Raw genomic sequence first — 24,826 nt, 5'->3', positions numbered from 1 at the left:
ACCGCTTAGTGGTCAGCTAAGCAGTGTTTGTTTGGTTAGAACTCAAAAGCACCTAGATCGGGAGCCGCGCCTTTAAAAGGCAAGCCTACATCGGTTCCTTTGTCGATCATATTGCTGTTTGCGTTAAGTTTAAAGAAATTTACATCTGGCAAACTACCGTCGGCTTTTCTGGCTGCTAGTAATTCCGTATAGTCTACGCTTTTAAAGTCGGATGCCGTTACTGTGGTTCCGATTAACCAACTGTTATGGGTGGTTTCGACTGTAGTTGCCAAAGTTGTTCCGTAGGCTCCTAACGTATTGCAGTTTTTAATGATGAGTTTGTTTAACGGATTTGTTGCACTGAATGAATAATTTCTACCATTATCATAAGCCGAACAATTGTAGAGGGTCACGTCGCCACGGTTGCTGTTATGATCGAATCCGTCGGCAACATTTCCAGCTGCAATGCAATTGGTGTATTTGGCATTGTGTTTTAATAATTTATCATCGCTACCTCCTGTTTTGAATCCGTTGCCATCACCTTCTCCCTTAGAACCCGTTTTCAAATACCCATTTTTTACGGCCCAGCAATTTTCGTAAGTGGTGGTAATGTTATCCGTTCCTCGAAGGTAACCGTCCCAACCGTCGTCCAGATTTTGCCAAGCGCGACAGCCTACGAATTTATTTCCAGAACCCGCGGTTAATTTACACGCAAAACCATCGGCATTTTCTAAAGAAGAATCGGCATTAAAAAACGAATCGCAATTCAGAATTAAATTATTAGCAGCCCCATTGTCTAGTTGAAGTCCTGAATCGGCACATTCTGAAAAAGTCATGAATTCGATGGTATTGTTACTGCCGGTAATTTGCATGCCGTTATCGCCAGCATGAAAAATATCGATTCCTTTAAAATACCAATAATCCGCTTTTAACACGATGCCTTGATTGGAAGAACCTTCGCTCATGGCTGAAAAATCCAATTTTGGGCGTCCCTTTCCCTCTATACCTCTGATGGTGATTTTTTTATCACTTAAGCCAGAAGTAGTAATGTTGATTCGGGTTGTTATCGGGTATGTTCCTTCGTTAACTTCGATAATTTGCCCCGCTTTTACCGTATTTAAAGCCACTAGTAATTCAGCCGTCGAATTGACTGTAAAGTCGGCTTTTGGGGCTTCCGGTGTAAAACTTGAAATAATTATGGTTTTAGAAGCTTGTACCGTACCTTGGTCTTTGGCAGTAGCTGTAAGGGTAACGGAACCATTTTTAGTTGCGGTTACTAATCCTTCGTTTGAGACATTCGCAACGGATGTATCTGAGGATTTCCAAACTATAGACTTATCATTTGCATTATCAGGTTTTACTACCACAGCCAGTTGTGTGGTTGTTCCAGTGGTGATGTCACTGCCTTGCACTGTGAGACTTTCCACCGTAATGGTAGTCGGCACTTCCTCAGTGGGTGTATCACTGGAACAGGAGATTAAAGCCAAAAAAAAGACGCTTAGTAGACCGTATTTAGATTTCATTTTTCCTATTTTTAAAATTATGAAGGGTAAAAAAAAGGCATGTTCCCGTTAGAGAACACACCTTTTTTATAAAAATTTAAAAAGAACTTATTTAATCCAACGTGGATCACCCACTTTATTGTCTTTTAAATCTTGATTACTGATTGTAAAATCACCATTGGCAGCATTAGCAAAACCAGGATTTAAAGTTGTACCTGTTCCATCAACTTTGTTACTACCAATTGCTGTATTCTGAAAATTAGTTGCGTTAAAATAATTATTAACAGCAAATACTGGCATGTTAGTAGTTGTTTGATTAGAATGAATTGCATTGGTATTAGTTATTAATGTATTTTTTAATACGGATGCATTTTTATCAAAACGAACGTACAAAATTCGTTTAGGTGCCGTAGCGACAGGATCTGTCAATTTTGGCGAATTTGAAACATTATTTAACGTACAACTTTCAACTAACACATTTGTAGTAAGTCCTGTTGCTGTTAAATCTTTAGCAGCATCTACACGGATAAAATCTCTATCCTCTGAACAAGCATTAAATGTTGAATTTTTTAGTACGATGCTAGCCACATAAGCAGTTCTTACATCAATAAAATCTGCACCTGCATTTGTATTTACATTTGTTACTTCGCAATTTTCAACAGTTATGGATGCAATTTTAGAGAGGGTAGCATTACTTGCCGACACTAAAGCTCTCGAATAATCATGAACTTTACAACCGCTAATAAGTATATCTGAATAATTGCTTCCAGCTCCAGTAAGCGTTAGTAATGCAGCATTGTTTATATTTTCAAGTTTATTTTCTTTTCCATAAATTCTACCATCTAACTCAAGATTTAACAAAGAAACATTACTCACTCCTGCTTCAGCAGTAAACTTATAACGTAACAAAGGTTTTTCTTTGCCCGGAATACCACTAATTGTGATAGACTTATCAAATTTTATTTCTGTACTATACGTATTATCTGCATTTAACGTTTTATACTCTCCAGGTTCTAAGAATAGTTTAGCTCCTGAAGTAGCATTTTTAACAACATCAATCAAGTCTTGATCATTTTTAACTAAGATTCCATCACCGATATCAACACCTGTTGTAAAGGTAGTAGCTCCACGTCTTTTAGTACCGTTAAATAAATCGGCTTGGTAGTTGGTTTCTGGGCTTAATCCTGTAACCACAGCTACACCTGCCGCTTTTTCTTCAGCCGTAATGATATGCGTAATTTCACCTGGATTAGCTACAATTTTAGTTACATTACTTCCTGCAGTCCAACGTAAAGTAGCTTGTTTTGACGCAATATCGGTATCTTGAATAGGCAAGAATAATTGTTCTGAAAGCGTAGTTGCTGTAACCACTGTCCATTTTGAATCTTCTAAACCAGAAGCGCTTACCGCTTTAACACGAATAGAATATAACGTTTCTCCTTCTAAAGCTACTGTAACTGGCAATTGGGCAGCCGTCACTTCTACGGTTTTAAAAATGGTTCCAAACGTAGTGTCATCGGCACTGAATTCTACCACATAGTGATCATCACTCTCGCGGGTCATCCAATTCAATTCGACATTGGTTTGATTTCTAATCTTAGCCGTTACATCCGTAGGCGAAAACTGTCTGCTGTTACCCAATCCATCCAATAATGGCTCGTTATAACTTTCACAGCTAACTGCCAATCCTACTACTAGTAGGATTGCGGTTAGGTATTTCAATATATGTTTTCCGTTCATAATTTATATGCTTATGATTTTACTTTATTTTTAAAAGATTAATAACCGTAATCGTTAGTTAAGCTATTGTTACTTGAATCAAGGAAATTTTGCCAAATTGGCCAAAATTGTCTGTTGTTAGGATCAACACCTGCTTTATACAGGGAATTAATTTTGGTATCTTCTAATTTATCCCAAGTTACTGACGTATAATCAGCTCCTGGGTTAGTAACCTCTCCACGATTTAAACCAAAAACGATTAAAGAAACATCGTCTGTATTGTATTTGTAGTATAACGTTTTAGGCACATCAGCATAAGTACCGGTACGTGCTTTTAAATCAGCCATTTTGGTTTTTGCTTCGTCTAATTTTACTTTTAATAAATTCCAACGAATTAAAGCTTGTTTACGTTCCATTTCACCTGTAAATTCAAACTTATGCTCTTCCACAATAGCATTAAACATAGCATCTTTAGAAGTTAACGCATCTACATAAGCGTCCACTTTAGTAGCTTGGTCTGCCGCTGCAAAAGCTCTTTGTCTGATTTGTTTTAAGTAAGGTGCAGCTGCAGCTGGTCCTTCTAATTCATTAGCAGCTTCCGCAGCAATAAACAACACCTCTGCATAACGCATGTACATTTTATTAACACCATCATCATTAGTTGAAGTTACAAAACGTGTCATCCACTCATAACGGTATTTACCAAAATACCAAGTATCCAAAGATCCTAATTCTTGTTTAGCCATACCATTTACAGGAGCTCCCCACTTGTAAGGCACACAAGTCACCGCTCTACGAGTATCTGCTTGATCGTAATCATAGAATACAAATGGTAGAGGTCCAGCTACACCACCGCGGTTAGCTCCGTTGGCGTGAAATTGGTCATTTGCAGTATGTCTTACAGCGAAAGTAAACAACATACGTCCACGTCCGTCAGCAAAAGGAAGTTCCCATAAAGACTCGCCACCTGCGCTCGTATTTTCTTGATTGTATTTTTTCCATAATCCTTCAAAAGTAGGCTCTAAATGCGCTTGACCACTTTGAATTACTTGACGCGCTTCGCTAAGTGCTAAACTGTACATATTGGCAACCGACAATTCTGGATCCGTGCTTCTGCGAACACCATCAGGATATTGTTGGTAACCTGAAGCCACCATTGCCAAACGCGCTCTAAACGCTTTCACAAAAACTTTATTTACGTGCTCTACTGTGCTGGTATACGTAGTTTCATTTGGCCAAGCTACTAAATTAGACGCTTCACCTAAATCTGCAATTAATTGCTTGTAAATGATATCACGACTTGATTTTGGCAGATATAAAGTAGCGTTTGTAGTTGGTTCAAAACGAGCTGGAACATCACCCCATGCTTTCAACAAATCAGCATAATAAATTGCTCTTAACGTAAGTGCTTCCCCAAGCAATTGTCCCATGGTATTCCCTGGTTGTGGATCGCCATACAAACGCAATCCTTGAATACATAAATTCGCACGCTCAATACCTTGGTACATCATAGCCCAAGCATTATTGGTTGTATTCATTTCTGTATTGTTTGGTTTGGCGTCGTACACACACAAATCGGCTTTATCTCCCGCTGTTTGTGACGTTGCATACCACTCAATATCGGTATTTAAACCGTAATATGGTAAAAAACGACCTCTATATGAGTTGGTTTCTGCAAATGGAACTTTAATTCCATCTACTGCCCCTGCTGCTAATTCTGGAACAGAAAACAATACTGATTCTTCTGTAGTTGATTGTGCAGGTGCTTCTAAGTAATCTTCGCCGAACTCCTGACAAGAAGTAAAGAGACTTGAAATGATTAATCCTGCTACTATTATTTTATTTTTCATTCTGAAAGCAATTTAAAAATTAAAAATTAAGGTTCATTCCAAAAATCATTTGTCTGCTTCTTGGATATGGAGACGAATCAACACCTGGTGTAAGGTTATTTTTTCTTCTAGTTGACACCTCTGGGTCAGAGCCTGAGTAATCTGAAATTACAAACACATTACTTGCCGTCATGTAAAATCTTAATTTGTTTATACCCATTTTTGACGTAAACGACTCTGGAGTTGTATAACCTAAGGTTAAGGTATTCAAACGCAAGAATGAAGCATCTTCTACAGCCCAATCACTAAAAATGTTACTTCTCATATAAGGTGACCACATAGTCGTATTGGCATTCAGGGCTTCTAAAGCAACAGGATCTGAAACTAATTCACCTGAAATAGGATCTAAATTAGTCCATCTGTTACCATCTGCCATTGTTGTAATAAGATTTTTATATTGACCATTTCCTCCTGCTTGCGTGGTAGTGAATTCAATTTTATCCGCATTGTAAACATCATTTCCTAAACTGAAATTAAAAGCAGCCATCAAATCAAAACCATACGCATTTGCATTTAATACAAAACCTCCGTATGTTTTAGGATTTGCGTTACCAATAATAGTTTGGTCGCTTGTATCCACAACACCATCACCGTTTAAATCTTTTAATTTCAAAGTTCCTGGTCTTACTGTTCCTACCACTGAAGAAGCATTTGCCACATCCGATTTCAATGTATAGGTTGTTCCGTTCCAGTCAAAATCAGACACTTCGTAACGACCGTCATTTCTGTACCCGTACATTTGCCCAATTGGAGCTCCTACTTGCACTAAATAATCACTACCAATTTGAGTTGAAGCCCATCCAGAAGGAGTTCCGAAATCATTCATAATACCCAACGAGTTCACGTTGTTTTTATTAAAACCAATGTTAAATGAAAAATCTAAACCAAATTTTTCTTTTTGAATTGCATTTACATTCAAAGCAATTTCGACACCAGTATTTTGATTTTCTCCCATATTACGATATTGTGTATCATAAACTCCTCCAATTGGGTAATTAAGTAACAAATCTTGAACTAAATTTTTATATAAATCGACATTACCGCTCAAACGGTTGTTAAAAAATCCAAAATCCAAACCGATGTTTTGTGTAATAGTCGTTTCCCATTTTAAATCTGGATTTGCCATTACTTTTGAAGGTGCGTAAAAACTACCTACACCATTAATCCAAGCCGTGTTTGAACCATAATAGTACTGTACTTGTTGTCCAGTTGGGATGTTATTATTTCCAGCCTCACCATAACTTGCTCTAATTTTTAATTGACTTAACCAGGTTTGGTCTTTCAAAAAATCTTCTTCTGAAATTTTCCATGCAGCTGCAAAAGCAGGGAAATACCCCCAACGGTTTGAACCTAAAAATTTACTTGAACCATCGGCACGGAACGTACCTGTTAACAAATACTTCTCTTTATAATCATAATTTAGACGTCCAAAAAATGACAATAATTTATCATCAGCACTATAAAAATTCTCAACCGAGAAAGGCGTCCCTTGAGTAGTTAATCGCTTAGCTTGATCGAAATCAAATGACATTGGATAACCATGAACGGTATTAGTAACCTCATTTGAAGTATAATTAATAGACTCTTCTCCAACCAATGCTGTTAAATGATGGTTTTCTCCCAATATTTTTTTGAAATCATAGTTTAAAGTGTTCGCATTTCTAAAACGTCTGTCTTTACGATCACTCATAATCATTGCAGGTGCTCCTTGATTTTCAGCTAGTGGAGCATTTCGCACGTAGTAGGTAGTTGGTCCGTAAAAACGATAGTCTTGATACATATAATTATCCAAACCTAAATCTACTTGCAATTTTAAGTTTTCAGCAACTTCCCAACCAAAACCACCTAACATATTGAAGTTTTTTCGCAATTGTTCACGATCGTTATCGTAAATAGAAGCAAATGGATTCACCAAAAGATCATCTTCGTTGGTATTCACTGTACCAGATGTTAATCCTGGAACCGGAATTGGTGCATAACCTATAATGGTACGCATACGTGAATCTGATGCAGACGCTTCATTTTTCTCATTAACACCTCCCCCATTAATTTCTGTATCTGAATAACGAATCGTATAGGCTAAATCTATTTTGTCGTTTACTTTATTTTTTAAAGCTAACGATAAGTTATTTCTTCTATATTTAGAGCCAATCATAATCGCTTTTTCATCAAAATGCGCGTAATTGAAGTTGTAATTTAATTTATCGTTTCCTCCACGAATTCCTAAATCACGGCTTTGAACCTCACCTGTACGCCCAAAAATTTGCTCTTGCCAATCGTCACCTTGTAACCCTTCATACAAATCATGATCTTCCCAATTTCCAAAATATTTAGTATATGATGGCGGATTAGACGTTACTGGATTCGTTGTTTGCGACAATAATGCATATTCGTATTGCCATTTGGTATAATCCTCTGGAGACAATACATCTTTTTTATTCGCCATCGTTTTCATTCCGTAGAACATATTGAAACTTACAGCCATTTTACCATCTTTACCTTTTTTAGTAGTAATAATGATAACTCCATTAGCACCACGAGAACCGTAGATAGCCGTAGAAGAAGCATCTTTCAAAACTGTCATGGTTTCAATATCCGATGATGAAATATCATTCATACTGTTTACCGGAAATCCATCAACAATAATTAAAGGAGAGGTACTTTGTGTAATAGAACCTCCACCACGAATCCTAATTTGAATTTCCGCATCAGGTGAACCTTCTGTAGATTGTACTTGCACCCCAGCAATACGACCTGTTAATGCTTCGGCCACATTGGCAACCGGAACCTTTTTCAAATCATTTCCTGAAATAGTAGCAACCGCTCCTGTCAAATCTGATTTTTTTACAGTACCATACCCAACAACAACAACTTCATTTAAGGTATTAGCATCTTCTTCTAAAACTAGACTCACATTTGATTTTCCTCCTACTGGAATTTCTTGTGTTTTAAATCCGATGAAAGAAAATACCAAAACTGCTTTTGGGTTCGAAACTTTAATTTCGTATTTTCCATCAAAATCGGTAGAAACTCCGTTAGTAGTTCCCTTCTCAACTACGTTAACCCCTGGCAAGCCTAAGCCTCCCGCGTCATTAACAGTACCTCCTACTACCTGACCCTGAGCATAAATCTGAGTGCTCATCAATAGGCTTAAAAACAGAACTATAGCTGCGCAATAATTAGTTCCTTTTTCAAATAATCCTTTTAAATTCATTGTTTACTCTTTAAGTTGTTATTAATTGGTTTTAAGTTGTTGTTTTTAAATTTGTGTGTATTTGATTTTTTAATGAATAAATAATTACAACGTTTGCGTAATTGATGCAATCGATTACACAAACATAAAGTTTTTTTTGAAATAAAAAATGCATTCTCTTAAAAATTTCATAACAAAACCATATATATCAAAAAAAAACCAAAGATTTTATATGATTTATGCAATTAAAATTTTAAAAAAAACGAGAATTTCATTTGATAATACTGTGAAACGATATTTATTTAATAAAAAATTAACGCTAGAGACTCCATTCATTGAAAAATACTTAATATTAGATTTCAAAGGTGGTTCTTTTTAGCATCTTAAGGATAGAAGTAAATAAAATAATGTTAAAATTTAACACTATACGCGATATATACTTTCTATTGCAAACAAAAAAAGCCGTTCAAAAAATGAACAGCTATGATTTCTAAATTATTAAGGTGTGTAAGTCCTAGTCTTGCAAGGCTAATATACTTTGTTCTATCGAAACTAATTGTTGGCACAACAATAATTCTAAATGAGAAGGTAACGGTAATTCGGTTATAGCTTTTTGATACAAATCTATTAATTGTGTTTCGTCTAACGCATTGATAATAGTGAATTCTTTATTTTGAAATTCTTCCGCATCCAAATCTTCTTGTTCAAAATTCAATTTATAGGCTGCCTCTAAAATAGGTTTGCTGTATTTGTTAATTTGATTTTGCAATTGGATGATGCTCACAATTCGATTTTTGGCTAATTCAAAATACAATTCGCTATTATGAAGTTGAGAAGCGGTAATTAATCGGTAACGTGATTTTTTAAGTTCATCTACCAACGCCATTAAATATTGTACTCTTTTAATATATTGTTTTTCAAAATTTGAAAATTTCACTGTTGCTATTGTGGTGCTCATCTTTCTTTTATTTTAGTTTCAGTCCAAAATTCGGTTATAAGTCGATGCTTTGCCTTATAGAATTTTATTTCATGTTTATATAATCTTACTATCGTGTCTTTTTTAGCTTTTCAAATACTTTAAATAAGAATGGTTTTTCTAACTTTAAAAAAGAAAAAAGTATCACCTTAATATATATACGATTATGAAAAGAAATGCAACTGCCGTTTGGCACGGAACTGGAAAAGAAGGAAATGGTAACCTTACTACCGAAAGCACCGTTTTACAAGAAACGCCACTTTCGTTTAAAAGCCGTTTTGAAGAAGGAAAGGGAACTAACCCCGAAGAATTAATTGCCGCAGCTCACTCGGGCTGTTTTACTATGAAGTTATCTTTTGTTTTAAACGAAGCAGGTTTTACAGCCGACACGCTTGAAACAAAATGTTACATTACTTTTGAAGACGGTGCCATAACCAATTCTCATTTGGTTCTGAAAGCTAAAATTCCTGGAATTCCCGATGATGTTTTCAACCAAAGTGTACGAGAAGCCGAAATTAATTGTCCTATTAGCAAATTGCTTGACACACGGATTTCGGTTGATGCCACTTTAGAAAATTAAATTTTTAACCCAAGTGCCCACTTAATAAGTACTTGGGTTATTTTTTACCTCATGACTTAGTCACCTTAATAGCACAATAGTTTTTTTAGTCCTAAACTACCTTATTTCGAGTTTCACAAAAATCACGAAAAGAACTACAAAAAAATAAGAGACACTACAAAATAATGCGTTAATTTTACGCGTTTATAATTACTTTTAATTTAGCACTCCCTTTATGAAAAAATTTCTTGCCGTAGCGCTTTTTTGTTTTTCTGCTACCAGTTTTGCTCAATTGATCCAATTTGGGCCACAAATTTCTACCAACAGTACCAACATTTCAACCAAAGGCTACGCCGATGACAGTGCCGATACCACGATTGGATTTGGCGCTTTTGCCCGTGTTAATTTGTTGAATTTTTATGGACAAGGTGAAATTGGTTTTGGTAAAACACAATTTAGCGTAAATGATGGTTTTGGTAAAACCGAATACGATTTATCAGGAACTGATTTCACTTTATTAGCTGGTTTTAAAATCCTTCCGTTGGGCAAACTAGGAAATGTTCGTTTGTTTGGTGGCTACAACTGGAAAAACTACAGCAGTATTGATGCTAATAATAACGCAAGTCCGGTTGATTTCAAAAAAAACAACAGCAGTGTCATTGCTGGAGCTGGAGTTGATTTATGGAAATTTACTTTAGATTATCGTTATTTAATTGGTGTAAGCGATTTAGATGATTCGCCTAACGAAATTAAAACAGGCATTTCGAACTTTACCCTTGGTTTTAAATTTTAAACAAAAAGACTGCATAAACAAACAAAAAAGGAATCTGTATTGGATTCCTTTTTTAGCATAAAAAAACCTCATCCGTTAAGATGAGGCCTATTAAATAACACTACAAGTATTATAAAATATAATCGGTATTGACAAAATTTGAAGCCCTACTGTTTAGTAATTCTTGCAAAATTTGATTGTTATAATCGTTGTCTTTGGATGCCACAAACGTTCTAATCGAAAAAGAACGCAACGCATCGTGAATACTTAAAGTCCCTACCGCCGAATCTTTTCGACCCGTAAATGGAAATACATCTGGTCCTCGTTGGCACGAACTATTTAAGTTTACCCTACACACCAAATTCACTAAAGTATCAATTAAAGGTGCGATGGTTTTGATATCTTTTCCGAACAAACTTACTTGTTGACCGTAATTAGATTCGGCCATATCGTGCAAGGGTTCTTGAATATCCGAAAAGGTTAAAATTGGAATTACCGGTCCAAATTGCTCTTCATGGTACACACGCATTTCTTTATTAACAGGGAAAAGCACTGCCGGAAAAATATAATTTTCCGTTTGCAACCCTCCTTTTTCATTGATAACCGAAGCCCCTTTGCTTGTAGCATCATCTATCAATTCTTCTATATATGCCGGTTTTTCTTTCTCTGGAAGAGGTGTTAAGGCAACGCCTTTTTCCCACGGATTTCCAAAAGTCAAACTATCAACTTTTTCCGCAAAACGTTTGTTGAATTCGGCTGCAATTGATTCGTGCACATATAAAATTTTAAGCGCCGTGCATCGTTGTCCGTTAAACGACAAGGTACCCGTAACACATTCTTGTATGGCTAAATCCAAATCGGCATCTGGCAAAATAATGGCTGGATTTTTGGCCTCTAAACCTAAAATTAACCGCAATCTGTTTTTGTTTGGATGTTGGTCTTGTAAAGCAATAGCCGATTTACTATTTCCAATAAGGGCCAAAATATCTACTTTACCAGATTTCATTATAGGAGAAGCCACTTCGCGACCTCTACCGTACACAATATTAATTACACCTTTTGGAAAACTACTTCTAAAAGCCTCTAATAAAGGTGTGATTAACAATACCCCATGCTTAGCTGGTTTGAATATAACGGGATTCCCCATAATTAAGGCCGGAATCAACAACGAAAAGGTTTCATTCAAAGGGTAATTATAAGGTCCTAAACACAATACTACACCTAACGGACCTCTTCTCACCATAGCATTCACGCCTTGTACCTTCGAAAAATGTGCACTTTGGGTATTGAGTTCTTTGTAACTTTCGATGGTATCGTAAATATATTCTACCGTTCTATCGAATTCTTTTTCCGAATCGGGTAGTGATTTACCGATTTCCCACATTAACAACTTCACCACCTCAGCACGGGTTTCCTTCATTTGAAAAACAAAATTTTCCATGCACTTAATACGGTCGGCTACTTTCATTGTCGGCCATAAACCTTGACCTTTATCATAGGCTGCTGTTGCTGCTTCTACCACTTCGTTGGCTTCATTTTCGCCCATATACGGAATAGCGCCTAATAAAGTTGGGGCGTATTTTTCGGTAGAAGATATAGTAGAAAAAACAGGCGTGGTTTGCCCTGTCCATTTTTTTAACTCCCCATTTACAAGATAGGTATCTTGCATTATGGGGTCTATGATTTTATATTCTTCGGGAATTACATTCATTGGTTCGTTATAATTTGTTGGTTATTATTGATCGTTAACGAAAAAAGAGGCTCTTGGCCTCTCTTTTATGGTTCTACTACATCGCCTTCCCAATCTAGAATTCCACCTAATAAATTATAGGCATTTGCAAATTCTAGTTCGTTCATAATTTGGCATGCTTTGGCACTTCTAGCACCAGAACGACAGTATACGTAGTAATTTTTAGATTTATCCAATTGCTCCAGCTCATAAATAAAGCCTTGCCCTTTATGAATATCGATATTGATTGCATTTTCAATATAACCGTCATTAAATTCGTCTTCAGTTCGTACATCAAGTACTACTGCATTTTCGTCAGCTGCTAACTGAGCAACCCAGTCTTCTTGTGATAAATTCATAATTTTTATATTTTTTGTAAATTTACGATGTTTCTGTTAAAAAAAATAAGGCAAAATTCGAAATTACTATATAATTCTATGAAAACGTTTTAGTAAAACTACTTTATACAATTAATTTTCAGTTCGATTAGAAAAAATGAAAAAAAGAGTAGTAAAACATTGTTAAAATAGAAAATATAAAATTAAACCTTTTTAATTAACTCCGCTTAGATGCCCTAATTTTAACTTTTTGTTGCTTTAATTTGAAGTATCTTTACGATAACTCAAAAAACACTTTTTATGCCCACCAACCTAAGTTTATTATTTCCAAACTTTTCGAAAGAATTGATTGCCGAAATAGAAAAAGAGGCGTTTCTGCAAGAAGCTGAGGCAGGAACTACTTTAATGCGAACCGGACAATATATTAAAAACACGGTCTTAGTCACTCAAGGCAAGATTAAAATTTACCGAGAAGGCGACGACGGTAATGAGTTTTTTATGTATTACCTGCAACCGGGTCAAGCTTGTGCTTTATCGATGATTTGTGCTACAAGAAACGAAAAAAGCAAAATTATGGCCAAGGTAGTTGAAGACGCTTCTTTACTGATGATTCCGCTACCTTCTATGGACAAATGGATGATGCACCACAGAAGCTGGTACGAATTTGTAATTGAATCGTATCGAAATCGGTTTGAAGAAATTTTAGAAGTTGTCGATAGCATTGCATTCCGTTCTATGGATGAACGACTTGAGTTTTACATCAAGCGGCATCGAGACGCTTGTGGCTGTCAAGAAATCAAGCTTTCGCATCAAGAAATTGCTAACGAATTGAATACCTCGAGAGAAGTCGTTTCTCGTTTGCTCAAAAAAATGGAACAACGTGGTTTGGTTAAACTCAATCGCAATCAAATAGAACTACTCCAATAAACTTCATCTGTTAAAAAACCCAACATTCTGTCTAAACAAAACGGTATGTGATAAATGTTACTGTGGGTAAGAGTTGAAGACTACATCTTTGTTAAAAAAAATCAACATGCTTTTACTCGGCTATTTGGCTTCTATCATTATCGGACTTTCTTTAGGATTGATTGGCGGTGGCGGTTCTATTCTTACTATTCCGATTTTAGTTTACCTTTTTCAGATTAATCCGGATTTGGCCACGAGTTATTCGCTCTTTATAGTGGGCATCACCTCTATTTCGGGCTGTTATAGTCATTTTAAAATGGGCAATTTAGAGCTCAAATCGGCCTTGTTTTTTGCCATTCCGTCGGTCATTTCTATTCTAATCATTCGAGAAGTTATTTTTCCTCAAATTGCCAATACACTCTTTACAATCGCCTCCTACTCGGTTTCTAAAGATGTTTTGATCATGGTGGTTTTTTCGGGCTTGATGATTTTGGCCTCGGTATCCATGATTCGAAAAAAAGTAACCGCCACACCTCATGCCAAAACCAATTATGGAAAATTAGCGTTTATTGGTTTTTTGGTCGGAATTGTAACGGGATTTTTAGGTGCAGGCGGTGGGTTTTTAATCATTCCAGCCTTGCTTTTTTTCGCTAATTTACCCATGAAACAAGCCGTTGGCACCTCCTTATTCATCATTGCATTAAACTCCTCTATCGGTTTTTTAGGCGATGTATATATAGGTACTCCCATCGAATACTCTTTTTTACTTAGCATTGCTGCTATGGCATTTTTGGGTATGTTTTTAGGGACCAAACTTTCTCAAAAAATGGATGGTAGTAAACTGAAACCGCTTTTTGGCTGGTTTGTTTTACTAATGGGATTTTATATTATTACAAAAGAAGTTTTCTTTTGATCGCTTTTATATCGCTAAATATCAATGTTCGCCATAGCCAATATCATCCATTTTTCCACTAAAAACCCGGTATTGAATCGTAAAATAAACGATTACCAAAAACAAAGCGATAAAAAACCAGCTCAAACCAGCGTTTAAACCGTATTCGCTTGCCGCGGTATTGTAAATGGTTAAAGAAGGGTTTATACTATTAGTAGAAGGCAATACATTCGGAAAAATAGAAACAGCCGTTGAAGCAAATCCGCCAACTAAAAACAAAGTCGAAAATAGAAATCCGTAACCGTCTTTTTGAAAAGTTCTCACCTTAAACAAACCCAAAATCCCCACAAAAGTCAACAGCGGGAAAAACCAAAGAATGGGATTTTCTACAAAATTATGGAACGGTTCTTCTTCGATAAAATGCCACACTTGAAGTGAAATTAATACCAAAACCAACAAAACCATATTCAATTTAAAAACCACCTTTTTTAACTTGGGATTTAAATCGGAATTGGTTTTAAAAATAATCCAATTGGCTCCGTGTATCGTTAGTGCTACCACACTTACAATTCCAAGAAAAAGGGTAAACCAATCAATAATTCCCAATTCGTTTGCCTGCGGACTAAAGGTTGGATTCCATAATGGCAAAAAGAAATAATGCGCTTCTTGCGTTGCTACTCCATTTTGCACCATCCCTAAATTAACCCCTCTCACAATATTTCCTAAGGCAATCCCAAAGAATAAAGCCAAAAGTAAACTTGCTATTCCGAAGGCTTTATCCCAAATACTTTCCCACATGGGATGGTGTAACTGACCGCGCATTTCTAATCCGATAGCTCGGAAAATCAAAAGCCATAAAATCATGATTAAAGGCAAATAAAATCCGCTAAAAGAAGATGCATATAAAGTCGGAAAAGCAAAAAATAAAACACCACCAGCAGCAATAAGCCATACTTCGTTTGCATCCCAAAACGGACCAATGGCGTTGGTGATTGCTTTTTTATCTTTTTCTGTATTGGCAAAAAACAAATGAATTATTCCTGCACCAAAATCATAGCCATCTAAAACCAAATAAATAGCCAAAATTCCCATTAAAACAACATACCAAAAAAACTCCATGATTTATATTTTATCTGAATGTCCCGCAGTTTTATGCGGTCCGTTATGAATAATTTTTCCCACTAAAAGTAAAAACAAAACGCCTAGCAGTAGGTACAAGCCAATAAAACCTAATAAGGTAAACAACGTGTTTCCCGAAGATACGGTTGGCGAGGCACCCGAAGCCGTTCGCAATAAATTAAAAACCAACCAAGGCTGCCTTCCTAATTCGGCCGTGTACCAACCCGTGGTGTTGGCGATATACGGAAACGGCATCATGAACATAAGCGACCATAAAAGCCATTTGGTTTGAAATAATTTCCCTCTAATCAACTGAAAAAGCGATACCAACATCAATCCAATAAATACGGTTCCGAGCCCAACCATGATGTGATAGGCATAATACAAACCCGAAATATTGGTGGGATGTAAATCTTCTTCAAATTGGTCGAGGCCTTGAATTTCCTGATTCCAATTGCCATAGGTTAGAAAACTCAAAATATTAGGCACCGCAATTTTATTATCTAATTTTTTATCTTTTACATCGGGCTGACCAATTAACACAATTTCAGAACCTTTTTGTTCGGTGTGAAAAATCCCTTCCATGGCTGCGAAAGTTACCGGTTGGAAACGCACCACATTTTTAGCCAGTAAATCTCCTGTAGGAACCGCTACCAACACACTCGAAATCAACCCGAAAACAACACCTGTTTTGAGGAATAATTTTCCGTAGGCAACTTTTTGTTTATTTAAAATATAAAATGCCCCAATTCCTGCCACCACAAAAGCACTCGTTACCATTGAAGCTGCTTGATTGTGCAGGTACGAAGGCCAAAGCCACGGATTTAGAAATAGTGCTTGAAAATTATTCAGTACAAATTTTCCGTTTTCCAGAATTTCGTACCCTACTGGGTTTTGCATCCACGAATGGGTTGCAATAATTAAAAACCCGCTGGCCCATGACCCCAAACAAATTAAAAGTCCGGTAACAAAATGCCACTTGTGCCCGAGTAATTTCTCTCCGAACAAAAACAATCCTAAAAAAGAGGATTCCAAAAAAAACGAAAACATGCCTTCCATGGCCAACGTTTGCCCAATAATTCCGCCTGTTAATTCGGAAAATTTGGCCCAATTGGTTCCAAATTGAAATTCCATCGGAATTCCCGTTACCACACCCATTGCAAAATTCAGCGCAAAAATACGCATCCAAAAATGAGTGGCGTGGTTGTATTGTTCGTCATTTGTTTTGAGGAATTTCCACTTAAAGTACACAATGATGAGCGAAAGTCCCATAGTGAGTTGCGGAAAAAGGTAATGAAATGTAATCGTGAAGGCAAATTGCATTCGATCGTAAAAGAGCATTTCTTCCATATTGGCTATTTTAATTTGGCGAGGTCGTACAAATTTACCCATTAATCTCCGAATGAGAATCCTGTTTTTTGTGTTTATTTCAGAAAAATAATACTTATTTTCACTAGCTCTCTTTTCCGATTTCCTTGGCATTTTGACCAAACCGAACTCTTTTTTCGTTTTATTTTTTACTATTTTTCAAGGATGGAGTTTTTTTACGTTAAAAAAAAGGACTCTGTAACCTAAGTCACCTTTTTTAAGGAAAAACAAGCGTATTTTTGTTACTCTCATTAAGCAATCAATTATGAAAATTGAACAAATTTACACTGGATGTTTGGCGCAAGGTGCTTATTACCTCACTTCGAATGGAGAAGCCGCTATCATTGATCCGCTTCGCGAAATCCAACCCTATTTGGATCGTTTGGAACGTGATAAGGTAGAATTGAAATATATTTTTGAAACGCATTTCCATGCCGATTTTGTATCGGGTCATGTTGATTTAAGCAAAGCCACGGGAGCGCCAATAGTATATGGGCCTAATGCAGCACCCGAGTTTGATTGCATTGTAGCAACCGATGGACAAACTTTTACAATAGGAAATCACATAATTAAAGTTTTGCATACTCCGGGACATACTTTAGAAAGTGCAACCTATTTGTTGCTCGACGAAAAAGGAAAAGAAGAAGCTATTTTCTCGGGTGATACTTTATTTATTGGCGATGTAGGTCGCCCTGATTTGGCTCAAAAAGCAGCTTCGATGACGCAAGACGAATTAGCCGGAATTTTATATCATTCCCTTCGAAATAAAATCATGACGCTGCCCGATGATGTAGTGGTATACCCAGCGCACGGAGCCGGAAGCGCTTGTGGCAAAAATATGAGTAAAGAAACCGTTTCTACTATAGGAAATCAGAAAGCTACCAATTACGCTTTACGTGCAGATATGTCTGAAGCTGAATTCATTAAAGAAGTAACCGATGGTTTATTGCCGCCTCCCGCCTATTTTGGTATGAATGTCGCGCTAAACAAAAAGGGGTATACTACTTTTGAAAAGGTACTCGAAAAAGGATTACATGCTATTAGTGTGAATGATTTTGAAGCCGTTGTAGCCGAAACAGGCGCTTTAATTTTAGACACCCGTAATAGCAGCGATTTTAGCAAAGGGTTTATTCCGCAATCCATCAACATTGGTATTTCGGGCGATTTTGCGCCTTGGGTAGGCACGTTAATTGCCGATGTAAACCAGCCGCTTATTTTGGTTACCAATCCTGGTTTTGAAGAAGAAACCGTAACGCGTTTAAGCCGTGTGGGATTTGACCATATCGTAGGGTATTTAGACGGTGGATTTGAAGCTTGGGAAAAAGCAGGTAACGAAATCGATACGGTTAATCGTATTACACCGGAAATTTTTGCTCAGGAATTCACTCCTGACAGTTTGGTTATCGATGTTCGAAAAGAGACCGAATACGATGCTGAACATGTAGCCGAAGCGTATAACAAACCTTTGGCTTTTTTGAATGAATGGATAAAAGATTTGGATCCGAAAGAACCCTTCTTTTTGCATTGTGCCGGTGGATACCGAAGTATGATTGCCGCTTCAATTTTACAAGCGAGAGGCTTCCGAAATTTTAAAGAAATTGAAGGCGGTTTTAACGCTATTGTTAAAACGGAAATTCCAAAAACTAATTTTGTTTGTCCAAGTAAAAAGAATAAAAAATAAGGTGCAAAGTTGCAGAGGTACAGGGTTACAAAGGTTTTTTAAAAAACTAAACCTTAGCCTATAAACCTGTAAATCTTTGAATCTTTGAATCTTTAAAAAAAAAGCAATTCTTATAAAAAATGAACTTACTAGACCTCATCAAACAGCCTTGGCCATGGTATATCGCTGGGCCTTTAATCGGATTAACCGTTCCGGTTTTACTTTTAATTGGCAACAAAGCTTTTGGAATTAGTTCCTCGATGCGCCATATTTGCGCTATGTGCCTTCCGGCTAACATTACCTTTTTTAAATACGATTGGAAAAAGGAAAGCTGGAATTTATTTTTTGTTTTCGGCATTTTCTTGGGCGGAGTAATAGCTGCCTCTTTTTTGACCGATCCAAAACCCATTCAAGTAGCACCTGAATTGGCTAGTGACTTAGCACACTATGGTGTTACAGATTATTCTAATTTAGTACCCACCGACTTGTTTTCGTGGGAAAGTTTGTTTACACTTCGTGGGTTTATCCTGATGGTTGTAGGTGGGTTTTTAGTTGGTTTTGGAACCCGTTGGGCAGGAGGCTGTACTAGTGGTCATGCCATTATGGGACTTTCAAACTTGCAGTGGCCCTCACTCGTAGCTACCATTTGCTTTATGATTGGCGGATTTATTATGGCCAATTTACTATTACCTTTTATACTAGCCCTTTAAATCTAAAAATTATGAAAAACATACCCTATTTAGTCGTTGGTATTTTATTCGGAATTATTTTTGTAAAAGCCGAAGTTATCAGTTGGTTCCGAATTCAAGAAATGTTTCGTTTGCAATCGTTTCACATGTATGGTGTTATTGGTAGCGCTGTAGCAACGGGCATGCTGTCTGTTTTTATCATTAAAAAATTTAATATAAAAACCCTATCGGGAGAAAAAATTGAGATTCAGCCTAAAACCTTTAAAAAAGGACAAATTTACGGCGGATTGCTTTTTGGATTGGGTTGGGCCATCACGGGAGCTTGTCCTGGACCTTTGTTTGCCCAAATAGGAACGGGAGTTACCGTAATTATTATAACCTTATTGAGTGCTATCGTGGGAACTTGGTGTTATGGTTATTTTAAAGATAAATTGCCGGAATAAACTTTTACCAATAAGATAAATCGTAAGCACTGCAAATCCTGTAGTGTTTTTTTATTTTTGAAAACTTTAACATCAACATTTGTATATACAAATATAAAAAGCTATACATTTGTACCTACAAACGTTACACATACAACTATGACAATTGAAGATGTAATAAAAAGTACCGTAAAAATCGATAATCCCAAAAAAGTGATTCTCAACATTATGTATACGCAAAACGTATTACAAGACCGCTTTAATGAGATTTTGAAACCGTATGATCTTTCAGGAGAGCAATATAATGTGTTGCGCATTTTAAGAGGTCAACGAGGCAATCCGGCTAATATGTGTGTGATTCAGGAACGAATGTTAGCGAAAACCAGCAACACCACTCGATTAGTTGATAAATTACTTTTAAAAGAATTGGTAACTCGGAATGTTTGTCCGGATAACCGCCGTAAAATTGAAGTTCTCATCACCGCAAAAGGTTTGGCTCTTTTAAACGAACTGGATCCAAAAGTAGATCAACATGAAAACGAATTTGCGCAACATTTACAAGAAGACGAACTAGAACAACTCAATTTTTTATTAGAAAAATACCGAACATTATAATTTTAAAATAATCTTTTATGACCGCTTTTATAGAAAATCAAAATTGGCGATATGCCACCAAACGATTTGATGCCACCAAAAAAATCTCAACAGACGATTTAAATTCCTTAAAAGAAGCTATCCGTTTAAGTGTTTCTTCTTATGGCCTACAACCGTACAAAGTCATCATCGTTGAAAATCCGGAATTACGAGCTCAAATTCAACCTGCAGCTTGGGGACAAACACAAATTGTAGACGCCTCACATTTGCTTATTTTTGCTAATAAAACAAGTGTTGGCGATTCCGAAATTGATCAATTCGTAGAAAACATCAGCAAAACCAGAGAAATTCCTTTAGAGGCATTATCGGGTTATCAAGCATTTATGAAAGACAAAATTGTAGGTTTACCACAAGAAACGCAAAACATTTGGACTTCTAAACAAACGTACTTGGCAATGGGTAATTTGTTAAATGCCGCAGCCGAACTTAAAATTGACGTTACGCCAATGGAAGGCTTTTCGCCTGAAAAAGTAAACGAAATTCTTGGTCTAGATGCTCTTGGACTTAACGCAAGCCTTATTGCAACAGTTGGGTATCGCCACGAAGAAGATGCCACGCAACACTTGAAAAAAGTACGCAAACCAGAACAGGATTTATTCATCACCCTATAAATTATTTACAAACAATCAAAATCAGACAAAAATGAAAAATTTGAAATCATTGGCATTAGCCTTCGTAGTAGCTGTGACAGCTGTAACCGCCAACGCGCAAACTAAAAAAATCGATGTTAGCAAAAGTACTATCCACTGGGTAGGAAAAAAAGTAACGGGAGAACACTCTGGAGAAGTAAAATTTAAAGATGGCGCTGTCGTTTTAAAAGGAAATAAATTAAAAGGCGGAAGCTTTACTGTTGATATGACGAGCATCAACGCAACCGATTTATCAGGTGATTACCAACAAAAATTAAATGGGCACTTAAAAGCCGATGATTTTTTCGGAACGGATAAATTTCCAACTGCAAAATTGGTTTTCAAAACCATTTCTGAAAAAAGCAAAGACCTTTATTCCGTAACTGCTGATTTGACCATTAAAGGCATTACCAAACCAGTTTCGTTCGAAATTGCTGTAAAAGACAATACCGCAACTACAAGCTTTAAAGTAGATCGTACCAAATACGACATCAAATACAACTCAGGAAGTTTCTTTGATGGTTTAGGTGATAAAACGATTTACGATGACTTCGAATTAACTGTTTCTTTAGTTTTCTAAAAAAGACAAAAAAACCAGCTTACTAATTCAATAAAAATCCCTCGGTACATTTTTTATCGGGGGATTTTTTATGTAAAAAGCCGACAAAATGCTTGCTTTCTTCTACCAAATACATAAAAAATAACCTTCTTAAACTTTAACTAACACTTTCCTAACGAAGTCACTAAAATTCATTAACACTGTAAGTCTAGCTTTGAACCAATTAAAAATCGAAAAAAATAATCTTTTTAATAGGCATTACCATGACTACAAAACTACGCACTACATTGCTCTTCTTATTCTTTTCTGTTACGCTATTTGCACAACAACCTAAAGGTATTTTCGGTGCCACCAATTGGATGAATATTTGGACCAATTTTAAACCTGCGCAAACCGATTACAACGAGGCCACTAATATCATTGCGGGCGTAATTGATAAAAACACCACACTTTACAAAAAAAACACTTACGAGCTAGTTGGTGTTGTGTATGTAACCAACAATGCTATACTTACAATTGAACCTGGTACCGTTATTCGAGGAGACGAAAAAACCTGTGGTACATTGGTGATAACAAAAGGATCTAAAATAATAGCAGAAGGTACCGAAACCGATCCAATCGTTTTTACTTCTAACAAAAACACAGCCAATAGAAGACCTGGCGATTGGGGTGGTCTTATTTTATTAGGTCAAGCTCCTATCAATAAAATTGGTGGTATGGGATTCTTAGATTTCAATTTAGAACCCGCTTTTAGTCAGTACGGTGGCGGAAATCCGGAGGACAATTCCGGGATTTTAAAATATGTTCGCATTGAATTCTCGGGTAGAAAATTAAATGCGTTGAAAGAATTAAACGGTTTATCGATGGCGGGAGTCGGTAACAAAACCAAATTGGAATGTATTCAAATCAGTTTTTCTAATGACGATTCGTTCGAATGTTATGGTGGAAACGTGATTTTGAATAACTTAATTTCCTACCGAACTACCGATGATGATTTTGATTTTACGCAAGGCGTTCAAGCCCAAATTAACAATAGTATTGCCATTAGATACCCTTTTTCGTCGGACATTTCGGGTTCCCGATGTTTTGAAATTGACTCCTTTGATAAAGCCGAAAATGCCGATTTTACCCAAAAAATGACCAAAATAACGGCCAACAACATGACACTGGTTAATATGGAAGAAAACCAACAAGGTTTAGTGCGCGAGGCCATTTACATTAAAGAAAAAAGCGAATTATCTTTGAACAATAGTGTTGTTTCTGGATTCAGTCCGTTTATGCTACTAGATAAAAAAATGGGGTATTTGTCGGTTAACTTAGGAAAAATAAAACTGCAAGATGTTTTGGTTAACAATTGCACGGGAAAAATTGTGAGCGAAAGCCCAGAATATAACCCCGAAATAGACAATTGGTACTCGGCTAACTCTTTTAAAACGGATTTTACCAGCATTCAAAAAACCGATTTATTTGCTGATATTAGCCTAAAAAACACACCCGATTTTAGGTTACGTATGAACAATGTGCTAGCCGGAAATTAAAATTTAAAATAGCCCAAACAACTATAGAAACCACGTATTTTTCAAAAAAATCTAACAAAAGAAACCCGAAACGGTAATTTTTTTTGAAAATTTATGTTTGATAACTCAATTTACCTTTCTATATTTGTCCTCAATAAAAAGCAGTTATGAAAACAATTACTAACAATACATGGTGGTGGAGCAATTTACGTCGATAGTCGTGAACAAAGCTTCCTATGGTATAATTAGTACACTATAAATTTAAAAGGCTTGTCATCACGACAAGCCTTTTTTTTTACATTCAATTTCAACTAACAACTATAAATAAACAAGTATTTTGAAAACAATTTCACTCAAAACACAATACAAACAAATTCTGGCGGACACCAATACGCCGGTTAGTATTTATTTCAAAATCCGTGATAAATTCCCCAATAGTCTTTTGTTAGAAAGTAGCGATTATCATGGAAACGACAACAGTTTTTCGTACATCTGTTGCAACCCGATAGCCAGTATTAAAATAGAGAATGAAAGCATTATCAAAACATTCCCAAATGGTTTAACTGAAAAAACGGACATTACGCCCGAATCGGATATTCCAGCCATTATTAACGATTTTTCGCGTTTGTTTACTACTGAGAAAAACGATTTCAAATTCATCAACAACGGTTTGTTTGGTTACATTTCGTATGATGCCGTTCGTTATTTCGAAAAAGTGGCCATTGCTAAAAAAGATACGGCTACGTCTATTCCGGATTTGTATTATGCCGTTTACCAAAATATTATTGCCATCAACCACTTTAAAAACGAAGCTTATATTTTTTGTCATAGTGTAGATGGAAAAAATAATATTGCCGAAATTGAACAATTGCTGCAATCTCGCAATATTGCCGAATACCAATTTAGTAAAGATGGCGAAGGTTTTTCGAATTTAACCGACGAAGAATTCAAGCATAATGTGGCCTTAGCTAAAAAACATTGTTTTAGAGGTGATGTATTTCAGTTGGTGCTTTCCCGACGCTTTACACAGGGTTTTAAAGGAGACGAATTCAATGTTTACCGAGCTTTACGAAGCATTAACCCTTCTCCTTACCTCTTCTTTTTTGATTATGGCGATTTTAAAATTTTTGGTTCTTCGCCAGAAGCCCAAATTATTGTAAAAAACAGAAAAGCCGAAATCCATCCGATTGCCGGAACTTTTAAAAGAACCGGAAATGATGAGCAGGATGCGGTTCTAGCCAAACAATTATCCGAAGATAAAAAAGAAAACAGCGAGCATGTTATGTTGGTAGATTTGGCGCGTAATGATTTGAGTCGAAACGGACATGACGTAACGGTAGAACGTTATAGAGAAGTTCAGTTTTTTTCGCATGTTATTCATTTGGTTTCAAAAGTCACAGGGCATTTGCACGATAACGCCATCACGATGCAAGTTGTTGCCGATACGTTTCCTGCCGGAACGCTAAGTGGCGCTCCCAAACACCGCGCCATGCAATTAATTGAAGATTACGAGAAAACCAATCGTAATTTCTACGGAGGTGCTATCGGTTTTATGGATTTTGAAGGCAATTTTAATCACGCCATTATGATTCGAACTTTTTTAAGTAAAAACCATCAATTGCACTGTCAAGCAGGCGCCGGAATTGTAGCAAGCTCCGACGAAGAAAGCGAAATGCAAGAAGTGTACAATAAGTTAAGAGCCTTGAATACAGCGCTTGATATGGCGGAGAGGATTTAAAAATTGAATGATTTAAA

General features: G+C 36.4%; 21 protein-coding genes. 12 read left to right on the top strand and 9 right to left on the bottom strand.

The genetic code is table 11. The features are described 5' to 3' along the window. Nucleotides 1-35: 35 nt before the first annotated feature. The 5 genes from I5M07_RS08565 to I5M07_RS08545 form a co-directional block, all read right to left on the bottom strand. A complete protein-coding gene (locus I5M07_RS08565; protein WP_200105835.1) occupies nt 36-1,502 on the bottom strand; it encodes a right-handed parallel beta-helix repeat-containing protein in 1,467 nt (488 codons plus the stop codon). 87 nt (nt 1,503-1,589) lie between these two features. After that, on the bottom strand, nt 1,590-3,221 hold the full coding sequence (locus I5M07_RS08560; protein WP_200105834.1) for a DUF5123 domain-containing protein: 1,632 nt from the start codon (nt 3,219-3,221) through the stop codon (nt 1,590-1,592). Nucleotides 3,222-3,259: 38 nt separating this feature from the next. Beyond that, nucleotides 3,260-5,050 (bottom strand): RagB/SusD family nutrient uptake outer membrane protein, encoded by a 1,791-nt coding sequence (locus I5M07_RS08555; protein WP_200105833.1) that lies wholly within the window; start codon nt 5,048-5,050, stop codon nt 3,260-3,262. A gap of 19 nt (nt 5,051-5,069) precedes the next feature. Beyond that, nucleotides 5,070-8,303: a SusC/RagA family TonB-linked outer membrane protein gene (locus tag I5M07_RS08550; protein WP_200105832.1), complete on the bottom strand. Its 3,234-nt coding sequence runs from the start codon at nt 8,301-8,303 to the stop codon at nt 5,070-5,072. A gap of 493 nt (nt 8,304-8,796) precedes the next feature. Further along, complete coding sequence (locus tag I5M07_RS08545) at nt 8,797-9,240, bottom strand: hypothetical protein (protein ID WP_200105831.1); 444 nt, start codon at nt 9,238-9,240, stop codon at nt 8,797-8,799. Nucleotides 9,241-9,424: 184 nt separating this feature from the next. On the opposite strand from I5M07_RS08545, the gene I5M07_RS08540 reads away from it, so the two are divergent. After that, the gene (locus tag I5M07_RS08540; protein ID WP_200105830.1) at nt 9,425-9,838 is read left to right on the top strand and encodes an OsmC family protein; all 414 of its coding nucleotides are present in this window, start codon (nt 9,425-9,427) and stop codon (nt 9,836-9,838) included. A 214-nt stretch (nt 9,839-10,052) separates the two neighbouring features. After that, complete coding sequence (locus tag I5M07_RS08535; RefSeq protein ID WP_200105829.1) at nt 10,053-10,610, top strand: outer membrane beta-barrel protein; 558 nt, start codon at nt 10,053-10,055, stop codon at nt 10,608-10,610. 109 nt (nt 10,611-10,719) lie between these two features. On the opposite strand, the gene I5M07_RS08530 is transcribed toward I5M07_RS08535, so the two are convergent. Together I5M07_RS08530 and I5M07_RS08525 are read right to left on the bottom strand one after the other, a co-directional pair. Next, a complete protein-coding gene (locus I5M07_RS08530; protein ID WP_200105828.1) occupies nt 10,720-12,300 on the bottom strand; it encodes an NADP-dependent glyceraldehyde-3-phosphate dehydrogenase in 1,581 nt (526 codons plus the stop codon). A 65-nt stretch (nt 12,301-12,365) separates the two neighbouring features. Further along, nucleotides 12,366-12,677 carry a rhodanese-like domain-containing protein gene (locus I5M07_RS08525; RefSeq protein ID WP_200105827.1) on the bottom strand — a complete coding sequence of 104 codons (312 nt, stop codon included), beginning with the start codon at nt 12,675-12,677 and terminating at the stop codon, nt 12,366-12,368. A 279-nt stretch (nt 12,678-12,956) separates the two neighbouring features. Between I5M07_RS08525 and I5M07_RS08520 the strand changes: the two genes are divergently transcribed. Both I5M07_RS08520 and I5M07_RS08515 read left to right on the top strand, forming a co-directional pair. Next, nucleotides 12,957-13,583, top strand: a complete 627-nt coding sequence (locus I5M07_RS08520; RefSeq protein ID WP_200105826.1) for a Crp/Fnr family transcriptional regulator — start codon at nt 12,957-12,959, stop codon at nt 13,581-13,583. 106 nt (nt 13,584-13,689) lie between these two features. Next, nucleotides 13,690-14,475, top strand: coding sequence for a sulfite exporter TauE/SafE family protein (locus tag I5M07_RS08515; RefSeq protein WP_200105825.1), 786 nt, complete (start codon nt 13,690-13,692; stop codon nt 14,473-14,475). Between the two features lie 21 nt (nt 14,476-14,496). Here the strand turns inward: I5M07_RS08515 and cydB are convergent, their stop codons facing one another. Both cydB and I5M07_RS08505 read right to left on the bottom strand, forming a co-directional pair. Then, entirely contained in the window at nt 14,497-15,573 is a 1,077-nt protein-coding gene (cydB, locus tag I5M07_RS08510) for a cytochrome d ubiquinol oxidase subunit II (RefSeq protein WP_200105824.1), read from the bottom strand. 3 nt (nt 15,574-15,576) lie between these two features. Beyond that, nucleotides 15,577-16,923 carry a cytochrome ubiquinol oxidase subunit I gene (locus I5M07_RS08505; protein WP_200105823.1) on the bottom strand — a complete coding sequence of 449 codons (1,347 nt, stop codon included), beginning with the start codon at nt 16,921-16,923 and terminating at the stop codon, nt 15,577-15,579. Between the two features lie 283 nt (nt 16,924-17,206). Between I5M07_RS08505 and I5M07_RS08500 the strand changes: the two genes are divergently transcribed. The 8 genes from I5M07_RS08500 to I5M07_RS08465 all read left to right on the top strand — a co-directional run bounded on the left by I5M07_RS08500 (nt 17,207) and on the right by I5M07_RS08465 (nt 24,809). After that, a complete protein-coding gene (locus I5M07_RS08500) occupies nt 17,207-18,622 on the top strand; it encodes an MBL fold metallo-hydrolase (RefSeq protein WP_200105822.1) in 1,416 nt (471 codons plus the stop codon). A gap of 119 nt (nt 18,623-18,741) precedes the next feature. After that, nucleotides 18,742-19,311: a YeeE/YedE family protein gene (locus I5M07_RS08495; protein ID WP_200105821.1), complete on the top strand. Its 570-nt coding sequence runs from the start codon at nt 18,742-18,744 to the stop codon at nt 19,309-19,311. Between the two features lie 11 nt (nt 19,312-19,322). Continuing rightward, nucleotides 19,323-19,733 carry a DUF6691 family protein gene (locus I5M07_RS08490; RefSeq protein WP_200105820.1) on the top strand — a complete coding sequence of 137 codons (411 nt, stop codon included), beginning with the start codon at nt 19,323-19,325 and terminating at the stop codon, nt 19,731-19,733. Between the two features lie 138 nt (nt 19,734-19,871). Further along, nucleotides 19,872-20,327: a MarR family winged helix-turn-helix transcriptional regulator gene (locus I5M07_RS08485; RefSeq protein ID WP_200105819.1), complete on the top strand. Its 456-nt coding sequence runs from the start codon at nt 19,872-19,874 to the stop codon at nt 20,325-20,327. A 17-nt stretch (nt 20,328-20,344) separates the two neighbouring features. Beyond that, nucleotides 20,345-20,977, top strand: coding sequence for an NAD(P)H-dependent oxidoreductase (locus I5M07_RS08480; protein ID WP_200105818.1), 633 nt, complete (start codon nt 20,345-20,347; stop codon nt 20,975-20,977). A gap of 31 nt (nt 20,978-21,008) precedes the next feature. Further along, nucleotides 21,009-21,575, top strand: a complete 567-nt coding sequence (locus I5M07_RS08475; protein WP_200105817.1) for a YceI family protein — start codon at nt 21,009-21,011, stop codon at nt 21,573-21,575. A gap of 242 nt (nt 21,576-21,817) precedes the next feature. Beyond that, nucleotides 21,818-23,092, top strand: coding sequence for a hypothetical protein (locus I5M07_RS08470; protein WP_200105816.1), 1,275 nt, complete (start codon nt 21,818-21,820; stop codon nt 23,090-23,092). 316 nt (nt 23,093-23,408) lie between these two features. Further along, nucleotides 23,409-24,809 (top strand): anthranilate synthase component I family protein, encoded by a 1,401-nt coding sequence (locus I5M07_RS08465; RefSeq protein ID WP_200105815.1) that lies wholly within the window; start codon nt 23,409-23,411, stop codon nt 24,807-24,809. The last annotated feature ends 17 nt before the right edge of the window (nt 24,810-24,826 follow it).

The organism is Flavobacterium agrisoli (assembly GCF_016522065.1).
GTDB classification, from domain to species: domain Bacteria; phylum Bacteroidota; class Bacteroidia; order Flavobacteriales; family Flavobacteriaceae; genus Flavobacterium; species Flavobacterium agrisoli.
This window is presented reverse-complemented; position numbering and strand designations above follow the sequence as displayed.

Excerpts from the sequence above, each read along its gene's own strand:
- I5M07_RS08565 (WP_200105835.1), bottom strand. The coding sequence starts at position 1,502 with ATGAAATCTAAATACGGTCTACTAAGCGTCTTTTTTTTGGCTTTAATC.
- I5M07_RS08560 (WP_200105834.1), bottom strand. The coding sequence starts at position 3,221 with ATGAACGGAAAACATATATTGAAATACCTAACCGCAATCCTACTAGTA.
- I5M07_RS08555 (WP_200105833.1), bottom strand. The coding sequence starts at position 5,050 with ATGAAAAATAAAATAATAGTAGCAGGATTAATCATTTCAAGTCTCTTT.
- I5M07_RS08550 (WP_200105832.1), bottom strand. The coding sequence starts at position 8,303 with ATGAATTTAAAAGGATTATTTGAAAAAGGAACTAATTATTGCGCAGCT.
- I5M07_RS08545 (WP_200105831.1), bottom strand. The coding sequence starts at position 9,240 with ATGAGCACCACAATAGCAACAGTGAAATTTTCAAATTTTGAAAAACAA.
- I5M07_RS08540 (WP_200105830.1), top strand. The coding sequence starts at position 9,425 with ATGAAAAGAAATGCAACTGCCGTTTGGCACGGAACTGGAAAAGAAGGA.
- I5M07_RS08535 (WP_200105829.1), top strand. The coding sequence starts at position 10,053 with ATGAAAAAATTTCTTGCCGTAGCGCTTTTTTGTTTTTCTGCTACCAGT.
- I5M07_RS08530 (WP_200105828.1), bottom strand. The coding sequence starts at position 12,300 with ATGAATGTAATTCCCGAAGAATATAAAATCATAGACCCCATAATGCAA.
- I5M07_RS08525 (WP_200105827.1), bottom strand. The coding sequence starts at position 12,677 with ATGAATTTATCACAAGAAGACTGGGTTGCTCAGTTAGCAGCTGACGAA.
- I5M07_RS08520 (WP_200105826.1), top strand. The coding sequence starts at position 12,957 with ATGCCCACCAACCTAAGTTTATTATTTCCAAACTTTTCGAAAGAATTG.
- I5M07_RS08515 (WP_200105825.1), top strand. The coding sequence starts at position 13,690 with ATGCTTTTACTCGGCTATTTGGCTTCTATCATTATCGGACTTTCTTTA.
- cydB (WP_200105824.1), bottom strand. The coding sequence starts at position 15,573 with ATGGAGTTTTTTTGGTATGTTGTTTTAATGGGAATTTTGGCTATTTAT.
- I5M07_RS08505 (WP_200105823.1), bottom strand. The coding sequence starts at position 16,923 with ATGGAAGAAATGCTCTTTTACGATCGAATGCAATTTGCCTTCACGATT.
- I5M07_RS08500 (WP_200105822.1), top strand. The coding sequence starts at position 17,207 with ATGAAAATTGAACAAATTTACACTGGATGTTTGGCGCAAGGTGCTTAT.
- I5M07_RS08495 (WP_200105821.1), top strand. The coding sequence starts at position 18,742 with ATGAACTTACTAGACCTCATCAAACAGCCTTGGCCATGGTATATCGCT.
- I5M07_RS08490 (WP_200105820.1), top strand. The coding sequence starts at position 19,323 with ATGAAAAACATACCCTATTTAGTCGTTGGTATTTTATTCGGAATTATT.
- I5M07_RS08485 (WP_200105819.1), top strand. The coding sequence starts at position 19,872 with ATGACAATTGAAGATGTAATAAAAAGTACCGTAAAAATCGATAATCCC.
- I5M07_RS08480 (WP_200105818.1), top strand. The coding sequence starts at position 20,345 with ATGACCGCTTTTATAGAAAATCAAAATTGGCGATATGCCACCAAACGA.
- I5M07_RS08475 (WP_200105817.1), top strand. The coding sequence starts at position 21,009 with ATGAAAAATTTGAAATCATTGGCATTAGCCTTCGTAGTAGCTGTGACA.
- I5M07_RS08470 (WP_200105816.1), top strand. The coding sequence starts at position 21,818 with ATGACTACAAAACTACGCACTACATTGCTCTTCTTATTCTTTTCTGTT.